We start from the raw sequence: 15,209 nt of genomic DNA on the forward strand, positions 1-15,209 counted from the left end.
GAGTTAGAACTCGCGGAAGTTGGTGTGGTCTCCCAGACTATCGTTCAAGTGCTGGCGGTCTTCCACGCTACGACGCGTCACAGGATCGGAACCGTCCCAGACCTCGATGTTGGACACGCCCGGCAGCATATCGCGGTGGAAGACGGGGTCGACGCCCTGGCGACGCTGTTCGTTGTAGTTCTTGAGCAGCTTGATGGCCACACCCGACAGCGGCACGATGGCTGCGACGTTGAGCAGCACCATGATGGCAGCACCGGTATCGGCCAGGTCGAAGACAGTGCCCAGCGGGGCCACGGCGCCGTAGAAGACGAAAGCCACAGAGATAACGCGGAAGCCCCACAGCGCCCACTTCTGCTTGAAGAGGTAGGTGATATTGGATTCCGCAAGGTAGTAGTTTCCTAGCACCGAAGAGAAGGCCAGGAAGAACAAAATGAAGGTGATGAAGTGCGTACCCCATGCACCCACGACGTTGCTCAGCGAGGACTGCGTGAGGGCCACGCCAGCGATCTCGTCGCTGCCGAAGGACTCGAAGTCCGTGCCCAGCAGGATGATGAACGCGGTGATGGAACAGACGACGAGGGTATCGAAGTAGACGCCGAGCGTCTGCACGAGTCCCTGCTTGACCGGGTGCGAGACCGTCGCGGTGGCCGCAGCGTTCGGGGCAGATCCCTCACCGGCCTCATTGGAGAACAGGCCGCGCTGAATACCCTTCATCAGTGCCATGCCGAGTGTCGCGCCCGCGACCTCGCTGAAGCCGAAGGCCGACTCCACAATGTGGAGGAACATTGCAGGCACTTCACCGATGTTGATGACGATGACCACGAGACCAACGGCGAGGTATGCCAGCGCCATGAAGGGCACGACGACCTGCGTGATGTTGGCAATGCGCTTCACGCCACCGATGATGATGAGACCCGAGACAAATGCAACGGCCAGACCGATGATGGCCTTAAATGTCGTGGAGTCCTGGTTGAAGGAGGTCGCGAAGGACTCAGAAATAGCGTTGGTCTGGAATGCTTCGTAGAGCCAGCCGAAGGTAATGGCGATGGCCACGGAGAAGACCGCCGCCAGCTTCTTCCAGCCCAGGCCGCGGCTCATGTAGTACGCCGGGCCACCGCGGTAGGTATCCCCGTCGCGGATCTTCCACAGCTGAGCGAGCGTCGACTCGATGAAGGCCGTCGCGCCACCGAGGATGGCAATCACCCACATCCAGAACACCGCGCCCGGTCCACCGACGGAAATCGCGACGGCCACGCCGGCGACGTTGCCGGTGCCCACGCGCGACGCCGCGGAAATGGTGAACGCCTTAAACGCGGAGATGCCGCCGTATTCCTCGTCCTCGTCGGCGCCCACGCCCTTGGGGCGCTCGACGATGGCCTTGAACATATCGGGAACCATACGGATCTGCACGACGGCAGTCCGGAAACCAAAGAAGAGACCCGCGGCGATGAGCAGCCACGGAAGGACCCATGTCCACAGAGTGTTGTTAATCGCACCGAGCACGGTGCTGAAAATTTCCTGCATGCAGAAAACAATAGGGTATGTGAGCCGGATCTACCTATCTCATGCGGCAGGAGACATCTCACTCTCCCCTATTTTTGACAATTCGGACAGTAGTGCGTGCCGCGCCCGCCCACCACGATCTTGGTCAGCGGCGTGCCGCACCGATCGCAGGGTTCGCCGTCTCGCCCATACGCGTGCAAGGAGCGGTCAAAGTATCCGGATTCGCCATTGACGTTGACGTACAAGGCGTCGAAGCTCGTGCCGCCCACCGCGAGCGCGCGCCCCATGACGTCCGACGCCGCTCCGAGGAGCGCCACCGCCTCACGTTGCAACAGGCTCGAGGCGCGCCGCGTCGGTCGGATCCCCGCCGCCCAGAACGCCTCGTCCGCGTAGATATTGCCAATTCCGCTCACCACGGTCTGGTCCATGAGCGCGACTTTCACGGCGCTCTTCTTTCGCCGCAGCCGTCGCGCGGTCGCCACGACATCGAAGGCTGGTTCCAAGGGATCAGGCGCGATATGTGCAATCTTCGACCAGGGACCATAGAGCCAATAGCCGAACGTGCGCTGGTCGATAAAGGACAGTTCGAGTCCCTCCGATAACTTCGCGCGCACCCGCACGTGTTTCGACGAAACCTCGCCCACCCGCATTTGTCCCGACATGCCCAGGTGCACATGGAGAACGTCGCGGTGCGAATCACTGCGGTCCTCCCCCTCGAATTCGAGCCACATGAACTTGCCCCGGCGCGCGACATCCGCGACGGTGCGCCCCACGAGCAGGCCCGCCAGCGGCGCCAGTTGTCCCCTGTTCGACCGCGGGTGAAGGACCTCCACGCGTTCAAACGTGCGGCCCGGCAGATAGCCCACCAACCCCCGGCGGACAGACTCGACCTCAGGAAGTTCCGGCATGCAGACCTAGCTCTGGGTCCACTTATCAACGGTGCCAGCAACGAGCTCCGGGTGCTCCGTCAGCGCGCCGTGGGCCTTTTCTGCTGCCTGTTGTTCGGCCAGCTTCTTGTTCTGACCGGTACCCACTCCTAGCTCTTTACCCGCGACATGCGCGTATGCGGTGAAAGTCTGCGCATGCTCGGGGCCGGTGGACGTCGCCGAATACACCGGCATGGGCGCGCGCAGCTCCGCGCACAACTCCTGCAGGTTCGTCTTCCAGTCCAAATGACGGCCCGAGGCAGTGGCGTTGTCGATCTTCTTCTTAAACAGAGTGAGAATCACGGCGCGCGCTGGCTCAAAACCATGCGTGCGGTAGATGGCGCCCAAAAGGGCCTCCATCGTGTCTGCCAGGATGGAGTCTTTATCTGCGCCGCCCGTGGTCGTCTCGCCCTTGCCCAGCAGGATGTACTGACCCAGGCCAATTTCGCGTGCGATGTCAGACAAGCCGTAGCGCGAGACGATGGACGCGCGCATCTTCGAGATATCAGACTCAGGACGCGACGGGTACTGCGTATAGAGCTGCGAGGCCACGGACAGGCCCAACACCGCGTCACCAAGAAACTCCAGTCGTTCGTTGTTCGGCAAGTGGCCGTGCTCGTTCGCGAAGGAACGGTGCGACAGCGCAAGACGGAGCAAGTCATGCGGAATGTCGATGCCGAGCGACGCCAGCAGCGGCGCATGGTCGACCGAGTTGAACGCAGCCTCCAGCGCTTCTTCACCCGTCATCTTGGTTTTCTTGCTCACAGGAACTTCTCCAGTCCGGCCCAACGCAGGTCAGTCGTATTATCCTCTTCGCCTGAGGTGCCCAGCGTCACGCCCTCGACCTCCGGCACGTCGCAGCCGCCCTCACACGTGGGGTTAAACGGCAGCGTCAAGCCAGCCTCATCGATGACGGCCTGAAGAATATCGATCTCGTCACCCTCGATGATCGGAGTCTCGTCACCCGAGCCCTCGTCCGCCTCATCCGCCGCATCACCAGAAATGAAATCCGGGTCCGTGGCATAGACCTGCGTGATGTGAAGGTCCACCGGCGGAGTGAGCGGGCGCAAGCACCGCGCGCACTCGCCTTCCAACTGTCCATGGATATCGGCGTCGACCATAATCGCGCCGCCCAGCGGGGTGAGCGTCGCGTCGACGCCCAGCTCGCTACCTTTGGGGATAGCAATCATTTCGACACCAATGCGCTCCGGCGCCGGCCCCGTCTGCGTGCGCTGCTGCGGCATGCCATCAGCATCCGGTCCGCGCAGCAAGTCCGCAACATTAAACTTAAGTGGAGAAGTCATAGCAATGACATATCCTACCCCGAACGCCCCTATACATGGCGGTTCGCCTACCGGGCACACAGATTTGCTCCGCTCTCTGGCAATCACCTGTCGAGGTGCGCACAAAGGCCTTTAAGTACACCCAAAGTGCTTTCTTCCGCGTAGCGCACGTCCTTATTCTTTTCTTATGACCAACGAATCCCTCGCGAGCGCGTCGAGCGCCGTAGCCACCCTGGCGCCACAAGCCCTTCATGCTTTTGTGTTCGCTGCCGTGGTGCCCTGCGCTCTCCTCGTGGGAATCGGCTTCCTTGCGCGCCACTTCACACGTCCCCGCACCGCTGGTACCACGCGGTGCTTGGGCTTCCGTCAGCTTCTCGTCCGCGGGTTCGCCTGCGGACTCAGCTTCGGAATCTTTACGCTGCTGCCAATCCCCTTCACGGTAACGGTCATTATCGCCTCGGGTTTATGCATCTTCGCCGCCTCGGTCTTAGCGTGGCGCGGCACGTTCCCCGTCGCCTCCGTCTTCGTTGCCGTGGCTGGCATGATGCTCGGCACGGTCACCGTGGAGATCCTCACGAATATCGTCTACGAACTCGAGTTTGGCACCAACGCCACGGCCAATTGGTCCACGTCGCTCACCATAATGTGGATCCTCTACGCCATTCCCAGCAGCATCATCGCGCTGCTCTTCGCGGGTCTGGCAGCACAGACCCGGCGCCCCCAGCCTGCCGATGCCCCCACGCGCGTCCACGCGCACACCCGCTAGGGCCGCCGGGCTATTCCCCGCTTAGCGCTGCGCGCGGTACGCGTTGTAGTCTTCTTCGCCGCGCCCGGAGGCACCGGCGCCGCGGCGCAGAGCCTGACGGTCGGAGCCCACGGTACGCAGGATGCCCGTGAGCGATTCCTCGAACTGAGACAGCTTCTCGTCGACGAAATCATCACACTCGCGGCGCAGGCGCGAGGATTCCGCATGGGCGGTCTCCACGATGCGGTGTGCCTCGTCATCCGCGCGGCGCACGACCTCAGACTCGGAGACCAAACGCTCCTGCTCCGCCTGACCTTCCGCCACCGCACGGTCATAGGACTGATTGCCCTGTGCGACAAGACGCTCGGCCTCAGCACGCGCATCCTCGACGGTACGGGCGGCACGATCTTCCGCCTGTGCCACCATCGAAGTGGAACGCTGCTGGGCCTCAGCGAGCATGCCATCCGAATCTTCTTGTGCACGCGCGACCATGTCCTGGGCATCGCGATCCGCGTCCGCGATGGTCTGGTCAGCACGCTCCTGCGCACCGGCCAGGATGGCGTCCTGGCGGTCCAGCACGTCTTGTGCATCATCGAGCTCGACGGGCAGCGCATTGCGCAACTCATCGAGAAGTGCCAGCATATCGTTGCGCGGGACGACGCAGTTCGACGTCATGGGCACGCCATAGGCCTGCTCCAGGATTTGTACAAGCTCGTCAAGGGACTCGAATACGCGATACATGCCCACCAGAATACGTGGGACTCCGCCCCACAACGGGGATCCCACGCACGAGTGTCCGCAAGATTATCGCTCAATGCGGCTTTCCCGTTAGCGCGACGAGAACGCGGCAAAGATATCGCTCGACAGCTTCACCATCTGCGCACGCTCCGCACGCGATCGTCCCTGCCCATCACGCACGGGCTCAACGCGCACCGTTACCTGCGACATGGTGACCTCTCCGGTGGCGACATCCTGGATAGAAATCGGGACAACGAACGTCGCGTTCGGCTGTTCCTTGGGCGGATTCGCAGTGAACTTACCCGTGCCTTTATCGACGGACACCCAGGCAGGCACGGTCCAACCCTTCGCAGGATCCGGACTCACGATGTCGTAGCGGTAACCACTGCGGCCATCTTTGAGCTGCGAGGTCGTCTCGCGCGACCAGATCTCCGGTGGCTGGGTCGTACTAAAGCCCTGCTCCGCCATGACGGCACGGTAGTGGACAACGTCCATCTTCTCGTTAGTCGCATCCGCGAGCGTGGGCGGTACCACGTGAATGCGCAGGATGGTGTACTCACTGGGGCCAATCTTCGGATTATGGATGGCCACAGCAACTTCATTGATGCCGGGATATTCAGCATCGCTCGCCGTGATAGTCAGGGTGCCATCGGGCGCGGCCTGGACGATGTCGTCACGAAATGGCAGTTCGTAGTTGTCATCGACAAAATTCGTGGAGAACGTGTACCCCTCCGCGGCCGGATCCGCCACCACGGAGCCGTCCGGGCGTGTCATCGAGGTCGGCCGGATGGTCATCGTTTGACCCTGGACAACCGTGGGAAGGTGCGGGTAGTGAATAGTGGCGTAGTCGCTCTCCGCCTCCGGGTTACCAATGGGACCCTGACCAATCTGGCCGTAGCCACCGGAGCCGTCCCGCACGATGGCCGCGTGGGCAGGGGCCACAGACAAAGAAACAGCGAGGACGGTACTCGCGAAGACAGAAGTGATACGTGACATGAGAAATTCCTTTCAGATGGCGTCTTACTTTTACTTCTGAAATACCTTAAAGTTCCCTTTGTGACCCAGGTTACCCAACCGAGCGGCCTACGTGAAGAGTTTCCGCTAAAGACAACTGCGGCCCCACCAAACCCTGAGGAAAGTGGAGCCGCGGAATGCTTAGGCAGCCGGAAGAATCGGAGCCCTAGATGACACCCTGCGCCAACATAGCGTCGGCAACCTTCTTGAAGCCCGCGATATTCGCGCCGGCAACGTAATCGCCCTCGCGGTCGTAGTCCTTCGCGGTCTTGTCGATGTCCTTGAAGATGTTGGACATAATCTCGTGGAGGCGCTGGTCGGTGTATTCGAAGGACCAGGAGTCACGGGAGGCGTTCTGCTGCATCTCAAGCGCAGACGTTGCAACGCCACCGGCATTGGCAGCCTTGCCCGGCGCGTAGTGGATGTCGTTCTGCAGGAAGAAGTGAACAGCCTCCGGGGTGGACGGCATGTTGGCGCCCTCCGCCACGTAACGGGTGCCGTTGGCAGCGAGCAGCTTGGCAGACTCGCCGTCGAGCTCGTTCTGGGTGGCACACGGCAGAGCCACGTCGGCCTTGACCTCCCAGATGTTGCCGCCCTTGTGGTACTCAGCGCCGTTGCCGGCCTCGGCAGCGTACGCGGAGATACGAGCGCGGCGAACTTCCTTGATGTCCTTGAGCAGCTCGAGGTCCACGCCGTTCGGGGTGGAGACGTAACCGGAGGAGTCAGACATGGCGACAACGGTGCCGCCCAGTTGCTGAACCTTCTCAGCGGCGTAGATGGCAACGTTACCGGAACCGGAGACGATAACCTTGGCGCCCTCGAAGGATTCATTGTGGGCCTTCATCATCTCGCTAGTGAGGTAGACCAGACCGTAGCCAGTGGCCTCGGTGCGAACGAGGGAGCCACCCCAGGTGAGACCCTTGCCGGTGAGGACGCCGGACTCGTGCTGGTTGGACAGGCGGCGGTACTGACCGAAGAGATAGCCGATCTCACGGCCGCCAACTCCGATGTCACCCGCTGGGACGTCGCGGTACTCGCCAATGTGGCGGTAGAGCTCCGTCATGAAGGACTGGCAGAAGCGCATGATTTCACGGTCCGACTTCCCCTTGGGGTCGAAGTCCGAGCCGCCCTTGCCGCCGCCGATGGGCAGGCCGGTGAGCGAGTTCTTAAAGATCTGCTCGAAGCCCAGGAACTTGATGATGCCCAGGTTGACGGACGGGTGGAAACGCAGACCACCCTTGTAGGGGCCGAGCGCGGAGTTGAACTGCACGCGGAAGCCACGGTTGACCTGAATGTCGCCATTGTCATCGGTCCACGGCACACGGAAGATGAGCTGGCGCTCCGGCTCGCAGAGACGCTCAATGAGGCCATAGTCGGCGTAGTGCGGGTCCTTGCCCAGCACGATCTTCAGAGAATCGAGAACCTCGGACACAGCCTGGTGAAACTCCGGTTCGCCAGCGTTGCGCTTGAGAAGCTTGTCGTAATACTCGGAAATTTGAGTGTCAACCGATGCAGTCATGTGCGACCCCTTTATATGTAGCGTCCCATGTGACGGGACTTAATTCCTAACGATTGATAGTTTCCACCGCCACACCCAAAAATGCAACTCGCGCGCCCGTTAGCTTCCCCACATCAATGCCACTACCAGCAATAATGGTTCCAAAAAATTTCTATAGCTATTTCTATACAACTACAGAATTGGAGAGATTTCGCCACCCTTTATACTCGTCTCTATGAATTCGCCCCTCATCATCGTCGCCCCTGATTCTTTCAAAGGCTCGGCTACCGCCGCCGAGGCCGCCGCAGGCATCGCCTCTGGCATCCGCGCCGAGCTTGCCGATGCCACCGTGGTCACCCTCCCTATGGCCGACGGCGGCGAGGGCACCGCCCAGGTCCTCGCCGAGGCAGCAGCCGCCCGCGGCGAACACATGGTCACCGTTCAGCTCCCAGCGACCGACGCCGTGGGCCGGCTCACCGAGGCAACCTACTTCCTCAACCAGTCCACGCAGACGGCCTACATTGACGTCGCCGCGGCCACGGGTCTGCCCGCCGTGAAGGACGCGCTTGAGCCGCGCACCGCAGATTCATATGGCACCGGCGTGTTGATCGCGGATGCCGAGTCGCGCGGCGCAAAGCACATCGTGCTGGGACTCGGCGGCTCCGCCACGATTGACGGCGGCACGGGCATTCTCACCGCGCTCGGTGCCGCCGCACATGACGCACGCGGCTATGCGCTATCCAAGGGCGGCGCCGCACTCGTGCAACTCGACACCATCGATACCGCGCAGCTCAATATGAAGGCGGCGATGCTTGACTACACGTTGCTCGCGGACACGCGCACGGTGCCGGCCCACGCCCCCGCCGTCTTTGGCCCACAAAAGGGCGCGACCCGCGAGGACGTCGCGCTCCTTACTGGCGCCATGCTGCGTCTGTGCGAGGTCACCGGCATCGACGCCGATCGCGAGAGCTTCGGCGCGGCTGGCTGCATTCCGGTCGGGCTCACGTGGGTCTCTGCCCTTCTGTGGGGCTCCGAGGACCACACCACGCTCGAGCCCGGCGGACGCTTCGTCGCCGAGGCCCTAGGAATTCCGGAACGTCTCCGCGAGGCCGCCCTCCTCGTGACCGGCGAAGGCCGCTTTGACGAGCAGTCCACGACCGGCAAGGTCGTAGGCACGCTCCTCGACCTCGCGGAAGACTCCGCCACCCCCGCCGCCGTTGTCGCGGGCGAACTTGCCTCCAACGTCCCCGAAGGCGTGCTGTCTGCCGAGCTCAGCCAAAAAGGCGAGCTCCAGGAGCAACTGCGCGAGGCCGGCCGTGCTATAGCCCGCAGCTTCAGCTCACGAGGCTAGGTCACAACGACTGCCGGGAATTCCTCCGCCTCCGCGGTAGATTCCTGCCTCGCAAAACGCGATTACGCAGCCCCAGGATGGTAGCGCCGATCACTGCAGCAATCACCGAGCCGGTGAGAATCGCAATCTTGGATACGTCGTTACAGGCCGATCCCACACCACAGGACAGCTCGGCGATGAGCGGCGATACATATCACCTCGCTCCACGCGATGGACGGGCCGAGGTAGAAAATACCGCCAATACACATGCAATATCCGTCGCCTGAGATGTCTAGCGGAGGATCTCCAGCGTCCACGGGAAGATCGCGGGCAGCTCATAATCCTTCTCGTTCTCGAGTAGCACGTAATCCTGCGGCAACTCCGCATGCGGGGTCAGCAGGCGTGAGAGCACCATCGCGAGCTGGTTGATAGAACCGTTGAGGCCCTCGACGGCAATCGGGTAACGGTAGACGGAGGCGAACTCCAAGTCCTGGCCGTCGTGCTCGTCGCGGTAGACCTGGCGCAGCTGGTCGGCAAGTCCCTCCGGCAGCTTCGGGTTCGTCACAAGCTCCACGTTGGCCGAGGTCATACGGCCGGCCTGCACGAGCTTATCGACGGCAGTCTGGAAAACCCCGCGGACCTTCTCGCTCTGCTCATCCGGGGCGAGGACATCAAATTGAATAATAGGCATGAGGGCAACCTTACCCATGGGAGTAAGGTGAAATCCATGTCTTCTGCAACAACATCCCATGCCTCTACTATCGCCCAGCTTCTCCACGACACCACCGCTGACCTGTCGTGGCAGCGCGAGTTCTACGAAGACCTCCACCGCAACCCCGAGCTCTCCCACGAAGAGGAGCGCACGGCGAGCCGGATTCGGGAGCGCCTGGAGGCGTTGGACTGCGAGATTATTGGGGGCATCGGCGGGCATGGCATGGTGGCCGTCTTCCGCAACGGTGAAGGTCCCACCGTCCTGGTGCGCGCGGACTTCGACGCGCTGCCGATCGCGGAGGCTTCCGGCGCGGCGTATGCCTCGACGAATGGAAACATGCATGCGTGCGGCCACGACATGCACGCCACCGGTTTGTTGGGCGCCTGCTCCATCCTCGACGCGGAACGCGACGCGTGGTCTAGCACCTTCCTCGCACTCTTCCAACCTGCGGAGGAAACCTCGGATGGCGCGAAGCTCATGATTGCCGATGACCTAGTGGGGCGCGTGCCGAAGCCCGATATCTGCTTGGGCCAACACATCATGCCGGGGCCGGCAGGACAGGTGCAGTCCGCCGCGGGTCCGGTGCTCGCCGGCTGCGACTCCATCCGCATCACCATCAACGGCCGTTCCGCGCACGCGTCCATGCCGCATAAATCAATCGACGCGACCTATATCGCGGCGATGATCGTCGTGCGTCTCCAGGGAATCGTCGGCCGTGAGGTCGCACCGAGCGACTTCTTTGTCATTTCCGTGGGCGAACTGCACTCGGGCGATAAGAACAACATCATCCCCGATTCCGCGACGCTCGTGCTCAATACTCGGTACTACGATCCCGCGATTGCTGAGCGCGTCTATGCATCGCTCAAGCGCGTCGTTGAGGCCGAATGCACCGCCTCGGGGTCACCGCTTCCGCCGACTTTCGAATTTTATGCGCACGGTGAGGTCACTGATAACGACATTGCCGCGCACGAGGCTGTCCGCGAGGTATTCGACGCCACCTTTGGCGAGGACTCTGTCACCGGGGAACCCAATACCGCTTCCGAGGACTTCTGCTACCTGCCGCAGGCCTGGGGCGTGCCCTACTACTACTGGTTTGTGGGATCTACCTCGGCGGATCAGCAGGATAATCCGCCAGTCAACCACCAAGCAGACTTCCTGCCGGAGTATGAGCCGACCGCCCACGCGGCAACCCGCGCCGCGGCCGCTGCGTCGCTCACGTATCTCGCGCATTAAGCTTGCGCGACGCGTCATTAGCCGCTCTGCACACGTCACCTCGCGCGGCTAAAATAGAGTGCATTCGTTTCCATCCACAACAGTAGAGGAAAAATGTCGCACTCCGCATTTGAAAGGGCCATCCCAGGCCACGTCCGCGCTGCCGCTGGCGTCACCCCGCTCACGGCTACTGACCGCAAATTCTGGTCCGGACTGTCGTCCGCCGTCATGGAACAGATTGCGGACAACTGGGAGGCCACGCGCCGCGCATACCGCAAGACCCGCCGTCAGCATTACTTCTCCGCGGAATTCCTCCAGGGCCGCGCGCTGCTCAACAACTTAACCAACCTGGACCTCGTCGATGACGCTGTTGCCGCCTCCCGCGCCGCAGGCCGCGAGCTCACCGACGTCCTCGAGGCCGAGCACGATGCCGCGCTGGGCAACGGTGGCCTGGGCCGCCTTGCTGCTTGCTTCCTCGATTCCGCCGTCACGCAGGATTACCCAGTGACCGGCTACGGTCTGCTCTATCGCTACGGCCTGTTCCGCCAATCTTTCGACCACGGCCACCAGAAGGAACAGCCGGACTCCTGGATGGAAAACGGCTACGACTTCGTCGTGCGCCGCGCCACGAGCCAGCGCCGCGTCCACTTCGACGACATGGATGTCCGCGCCATCCCCTACGACATGCCGATTACCGGTTACGGCACGGACAACGTGGGTACGCTGCGTCTGTGGAAGTCCGAGCCCATCGACGAATTCGATTACGACGCCTTCAACTCCCAGCGCTTTACTGACGCCATCGTCGAGCGCGAGCGCGTCATGGACATCTGTCGCGTGCTCTACCCCAACGACACGACGTACGAGGGCAAGGTCCTGCGCGTGCGCCAGCAGTACTTCTTCGTCTCTGCCTCGCTGCAGCAGATGATCGACGACTACCTCGAGGACCACGGCGACGACCTCACGGGCTTCGCGGACTACAACTCCATTCAGCTCAACGACACCCACCCGGTGCTCGCTATCCCGGAGCTCATGCGCCTGCTGATGGATGAGCACGAGCTGGGCTGGGATGACGCTTGGGCCGTCGTCCAGAAGACCTTCGCCTACACCAACCACACCGTCCTGGCTGAGGCCCTGGAGAGCTGGGAAGTCTCCATCTTCCAGAAGCTGTTCTGGCGCATCTGGGAAATCGTCGAGGAAATCGACCGCCGCTTCCGTTCCGAGATGGCCGAGCGTGGCCTCGACCAAGGCCGCATCGATTACATGGCTCCAGTCTCCAACGGCCAGGTCCACATGGCGTGGATTGCCTGCTACGCGGCCTTCTCTATCAACGGCGTGGCCGCCCTGCACACCGAGATCATCAAGGCGGACACTCTGTCTGAGTGGTACGACCTCTGGCCGGAGAAGTTCAACAATAAGACGAATGGCGTCACCCCGCGCCGCTGGCTGAAGATGTGTAACCCGCGTCTGGCCAAGCTGCTCACCAAGCAGTCCGGCTCGGACGAGTGGGTCACCAACCTCACCGCGCTCAAGGAACTCGCGCCCCTGGCCGATAACCCCAAAGTGCTCGCCAAGCTCCAGGACATCAAGCGCAAGAACAAGGCCGACTTTGCTGCCTGGGTCAAGGACCACCAAGGCGCTGAGGTCGACCCGGATTCCATCTTCGACGTCCAAATCAAGCGTCTGCACGAGTACAAGCGTCAGCTCATGAACGCGCTCTACATCTTGGACCTCTACTTCCGCATCAAGGACGACGGCGAGACCGTCCCGAAGCGCACGTTCATCTTCGGCGCCAAGGCAGCCCCGGGCTACATGCGTGCGAAGGCCATTATCAAGCTCATCAACACCATCGCCGAGCTGGTCAACAACGACCCGGCGACCAAGGACATCATCCGTGTCGTCTTCGTGGAGAACTACAACGTCTCCCCTGCCGAGAAGATCATCCCGGCCGCCGATGTGTCCGAGCAGATCTCCGTCGCCGGTAAGGAAGCCTCCGGTACCTCCAACATGAAGTTCATGATGAACGGAGCACTCACTCTGGGAACGATGGACGGCGCGAACGTTGAGATCGTCGACGCTGTCGGCGAGGAGAACGCCTACATCTTCGGTGCCCGCAACGAGGAACTACCGGAGCTGCGCAAGTCCTACAACCCAGGTGAGCTCTACAACACGGTTCCGGGTCTCAAGCGCGTTCTCGACGCATTGACCAACGGATTGCTCGGTCACGAGAACTCCGGTCTCTTCGGCGACCTGCGTTCCTCCCTCCTCGATGGCCAGGGCGAGCACGCTCAAGACACCTACTACGTCCTCGGCGACTTCGCTGACTATCGCGAAACCCGCGACCGCATGGCTCAGGACTACGTCGATGACCCGGATAACTGGGCGAAGAAGGCATGGCTCAACATCTGCTACTCCGGCCGCTTCTCCTCCGACCGCACCATCGCGGATTACGCAAACGAGGTCTGGAAGATTAAGCCAACGCCGATTGCTGGTACCGAAGCCTAAATAACTAAGGCCTCCTCCGTGCCGCCGCCGAGCACTGTGCTCCGCGGCGGCACACGCGTCTCAAGCGTTCGCGGAAAAGAACACCGAGGAAATCGAATGCAGCCGGCACCACATGGCGTGTGGTGCCGGTTGCAGTGGGATTTCGTGGAGTCCTACTTCCAAGACAGTCTCGGGGGCTTGTGAGAGGCCTATGCAGTTGTGTTGTTCCGCCAAGGAGGGCGGCAATTCTTTAGAGGTTGACCGAGTCGATGCCGAGTGCGGGCATGATGCGGTCGAGCGGCATAGCAGCGATGTTCTGGGGGCCGGAGTCGCCGTGGGTGCTGGTTGCTTCAAAGACAATGCGACCGGAGGCGGCCTGGTATTGGTAGGCGCCGCAGGAAAGGCCGGAGACGGCGCCGAGGATAGATATGAGGAATGACGAGGGCTGCGGCGACGAGGATGACGATGGCGATGACAGCGCCAACAATAGTTTTAGGTTTCATTTCTATCCCTTTTACCTAGCTCCAACTTCAAGGTTGAATCCTATAGGGAGAGTTCGGCTGCCGAAGGCTCACGACCACCATCCGGGGAAATTTCGAACAAACTTCCAGTTGACTGCCAGCAAGTGAGGTACATTCGACAGCATGACTACCGGTGAGAATTCGAACGACATCCAGTGGCTCAAAGCCTACTTCATCCGAGGGGGCACGTCGAAGGGCGTCTTTTTTAATGCTGCGGATTTGCCGGCTGACCGAGCAGAACGTGACGCCCTCTTCTGCGCGATGATGGGCTCGCCGGATCCGAACGGGCGGCAGCTCGATGGCATGGGCGGCGGTATTTCGTCTCTGTCCAAGGTCATGATTGTGGACACGGCGAGCGACGATGAGCATGACCTCACGTATACTTTCGCCCAGGTCGCCGTCGATACTACGTCGGTGGATTATTCGGCAAACTGCGGTAATCTCTCCTCCGCTATTGCGCCGTTCGCGCTCGAGGCAGGCCTCCTGACGTTGCCCGATGGCGAGCATGCCGTTCGATTGTTCAATACGAATACCTCGAAGACGGTCATCGCCCGGCTCACGGTTGTTGGTGGCCGCGCCCAGGTACATGGAGACTTCGCGCTGCCGGGCGTTGCGGGCACTGGCTCTCCCATTACCTTGGAATACCCCGATCCGGCGGGCAGCCGCACCAGCGGCTTGCTACCTACGGGAAATGCCACGGATATTGTGCACGATGAGGGCGGCGACATTGAGGTCTCGCTCGTTGACGCATGCCTGCCCATGGTCTTCGTGCGTGCTTCGGACGTAAACGCAGACCCAACGCAGTTGTCCTTCGATGGCACCGAGGTTATGGCTCGACTCGAACGGATCCGTGCCGCCGGCGCGAAGCTCATGGGGATGGAGCCCGCGCAGGCCGCGCCGAAGATTGCTGTCGTGGCGCCTCCGAATGCGGCACCGCTGCTGGATGGGACGCAGCTCGAGGCAGAGGGCCACGACGTCCTCGTGCGCACTCTGAGCATGCAGAAGACGCACAAGGCAGTGCCCGGCACGGGTGCGATGTGCATCGCCGCAGCCGCCTCCATCAAGGGCGGCATCATCGCCGAAGCGATTGGCTCGTCCGAGCTGCGTTCAGTACGCATCGGCACGCCGTCTGGTGCGGTGACCGCTGGCGCGCGCTATGACGGCAACGCGCTCGCGGCGACCCAGCTGGTGCGCAGCGCCCGGATCCTCATGCGCGGCGAAGTTGCAGCGCCCTAGAGACTTACCG

At 61.8% G+C, this 15,209-nt stretch carries 14 protein-coding genes; 5 read left to right on the forward strand and 9 right to left on the reverse strand.

The window, feature by feature from the left end; genetic code table 11:
- Window positions 1-3: 3 nt before the first annotated feature.
- From BN9444_RS10630 to BN9444_RS10645, 4 genes are all read right to left on the reverse strand, one after another.
- Entirely contained in the window at window positions 4-1,524 is a 1,521-nt protein-coding gene (locus BN9444_RS10630; protein WP_066487028.1) for an alanine/glycine:cation symporter family protein, read from the reverse strand.
- Window positions 1,525-1,592: 68 nt separating this feature from the next.
- Complete coding sequence (mutM, locus tag BN9444_RS10635) at window positions 1,593-2,411, reverse strand: bifunctional DNA-formamidopyrimidine glycosylase/DNA-(apurinic or apyrimidinic site) lyase (protein ID WP_066487030.1); 819 nt, start codon at window positions 2,409-2,411, stop codon at window positions 1,593-1,595.
- Between the two features lie 6 nt (window positions 2,412-2,417).
- Window positions 2,418-3,194 (reverse strand): ribonuclease III, encoded by a 777-nt coding sequence (rnc, locus tag BN9444_RS10640; RefSeq protein WP_066512772.1) that lies wholly within the window; start codon window positions 3,192-3,194, stop codon window positions 2,418-2,420.
- Entirely contained in the window at window positions 3,191-3,733 is a 543-nt protein-coding gene (locus tag BN9444_RS10645; protein ID WP_066487033.1) for a YceD family protein, read from the reverse strand. Before BN9444_RS10645 ends, rnc begins: the two co-directional genes overlap by 4 nt.
- 166 nt (window positions 3,734-3,899) lie before the next feature.
- On the opposite strand from BN9444_RS10645, the gene BN9444_RS10650 reads away from it, so the two are divergent.
- Window positions 3,900-4,478: a hypothetical protein gene (locus BN9444_RS10650; protein ID WP_066487036.1), complete on the forward strand. Its 579-nt coding sequence runs from the start codon at window positions 3,900-3,902 to the stop codon at window positions 4,476-4,478.
- A 21-nt stretch (window positions 4,479-4,499) separates the two neighbouring features.
- On the opposite strand, the gene BN9444_RS10655 is transcribed toward BN9444_RS10650, so the two are convergent.
- From BN9444_RS10655 to gdhA, 3 genes are all read right to left on the reverse strand, one after another.
- Entirely contained in the window at window positions 4,500-5,198 is a 699-nt protein-coding gene (locus BN9444_RS10655; protein ID WP_066487040.1) for a DivIVA domain-containing protein, read from the reverse strand.
- Window positions 5,199-5,285: 87 nt separating this feature from the next.
- Window positions 5,286-6,191 carry a hypothetical protein gene (locus tag BN9444_RS10660; protein ID WP_066512783.1) on the reverse strand — a complete coding sequence of 302 codons (906 nt, stop codon included), beginning with the start codon at window positions 6,189-6,191 and terminating at the stop codon, window positions 5,286-5,288.
- 184 nt (window positions 6,192-6,375) lie between these two features.
- Complete coding sequence (gdhA, locus tag BN9444_RS10665; RefSeq protein ID WP_066512792.1) at window positions 6,376-7,728, reverse strand: NADP-specific glutamate dehydrogenase; 1,353 nt, start codon at window positions 7,726-7,728, stop codon at window positions 6,376-6,378.
- Between the two features lie 214 nt (window positions 7,729-7,942).
- On the opposite strand from gdhA, the gene BN9444_RS10670 reads away from it, so the two are divergent.
- Window positions 7,943-9,058, forward strand: coding sequence for a glycerate kinase (locus tag BN9444_RS10670; RefSeq protein WP_066487056.1), 1,116 nt, complete (start codon window positions 7,943-7,945; stop codon window positions 9,056-9,058).
- A gap of 271 nt (window positions 9,059-9,329) precedes the next feature.
- Here the strand turns inward: BN9444_RS10670 and BN9444_RS10675 are convergent, their stop codons facing one another.
- On the reverse strand, window positions 9,330-9,728 hold the full coding sequence (locus tag BN9444_RS10675) for a hypothetical protein (protein ID WP_066487223.1): 399 nt from the start codon (window positions 9,726-9,728) through the stop codon (window positions 9,330-9,332).
- A 36-nt stretch (window positions 9,729-9,764) separates the two neighbouring features.
- Here BN9444_RS10675 and BN9444_RS10680 point away from each other — a divergent pair, with 36 nt between their 5' ends.
- Together BN9444_RS10680 and BN9444_RS10685 are read left to right on the forward strand one after the other, a co-directional pair.
- Window positions 9,765-10,982: an amidohydrolase gene (locus BN9444_RS10680; protein ID WP_068801896.1), complete on the forward strand. Its 1,218-nt coding sequence runs from the start codon at window positions 9,765-9,767 to the stop codon at window positions 10,980-10,982.
- 93 nt (window positions 10,983-11,075) lie between these two features.
- Window positions 11,076-13,463, forward strand: a complete 2,388-nt coding sequence (locus BN9444_RS10685) for a glycogen/starch/alpha-glucan phosphorylase (RefSeq protein WP_066512797.1) — start codon at window positions 11,076-11,078, stop codon at window positions 13,461-13,463.
- A 229-nt stretch (window positions 13,464-13,692) separates the two neighbouring features.
- Here BN9444_RS10685 and BN9444_RS10690 read toward each other — a convergent pair whose 3' ends face one another.
- Complete coding sequence (locus BN9444_RS10690; protein WP_141681539.1) at window positions 13,693-13,929, reverse strand: hypothetical protein; 237 nt, start codon at window positions 13,927-13,929, stop codon at window positions 13,693-13,695.
- Between the two features lie 157 nt (window positions 13,930-14,086).
- Here BN9444_RS10690 and BN9444_RS10695 point away from each other — a divergent pair, with 157 nt between their 5' ends.
- A complete protein-coding gene (locus BN9444_RS10695; RefSeq protein ID WP_068801897.1) occupies window positions 14,087-15,199 on the forward strand; it encodes a PrpF domain-containing protein in 1,113 nt (370 codons plus the stop codon).
- Window positions 15,200-15,209 lie beyond the last annotated feature (10 nt).

Source organism: Corynebacterium phoceense, assembly GCF_900092335.1.
Lineage (GTDB): Bacteria > Actinomycetota > Actinomycetes > Mycobacteriales > Mycobacteriaceae > Corynebacterium > Corynebacterium phoceense.

What these genes read in the sequence shown, in the direction of transcription:
- BN9444_RS10660 (WP_066512783.1), bottom strand. Translation starts at nt 6,191, where the DNA reads ATGTCACGTATCACTTCTGTCTTCGCGAGTACCGTCCTCGCTGTTTCT.
- BN9444_RS10680 (WP_068801896.1), top strand. Translation starts at nt 9,765, where the DNA reads ATGTCTTCTGCAACAACATCCCATGCCTCTACTATCGCCCAGCTTCTC.
- BN9444_RS10695 (WP_068801897.1), top strand. Translation starts at nt 14,087, where the DNA reads ATGACTACCGGTGAGAATTCGAACGACATCCAGTGGCTCAAAGCCTAC.
- BN9444_RS10630 (WP_066487028.1), bottom strand. Translation starts at nt 1,524, where the DNA reads ATGCAGGAAATTTTCAGCACCGTGCTCGGTGCGATTAACAACACTCTG.
- mutM (WP_066487030.1), bottom strand. Translation starts at nt 2,411, where the DNA reads ATGCCGGAACTTCCTGAGGTCGAGTCTGTCCGCCGGGGGTTGGTGGGC.
- BN9444_RS10655 (WP_066487040.1), bottom strand. Translation starts at nt 5,198, where the DNA reads ATGTATCGCGTATTCGAGTCCCTTGACGAGCTTGTACAAATCCTGGAG.
- BN9444_RS10650 (WP_066487036.1), top strand. Translation starts at nt 3,900, where the DNA reads ATGACCAACGAATCCCTCGCGAGCGCGTCGAGCGCCGTAGCCACCCTG.
- gdhA (WP_066512792.1), bottom strand. Translation starts at nt 7,728, where the DNA reads ATGACTGCATCGGTTGACACTCAAATTTCCGAGTATTACGACAAGCTT.
- BN9444_RS10685 (WP_066512797.1), top strand. Translation starts at nt 11,076, where the DNA reads ATGTCGCACTCCGCATTTGAAAGGGCCATCCCAGGCCACGTCCGCGCT.
- BN9444_RS10670 (WP_066487056.1), top strand. Translation starts at nt 7,943, where the DNA reads ATGAATTCGCCCCTCATCATCGTCGCCCCTGATTCTTTCAAAGGCTCG.
- BN9444_RS10645 (WP_066487033.1), bottom strand. Translation starts at nt 3,733, where the DNA reads ATGACTTCTCCACTTAAGTTTAATGTTGCGGACTTGCTGCGCGGACCG.
- BN9444_RS10675 (WP_066487223.1), bottom strand. Translation starts at nt 9,728, where the DNA reads ATGCCTATTATTCAATTTGATGTCCTCGCCCCGGATGAGCAGAGCGAG.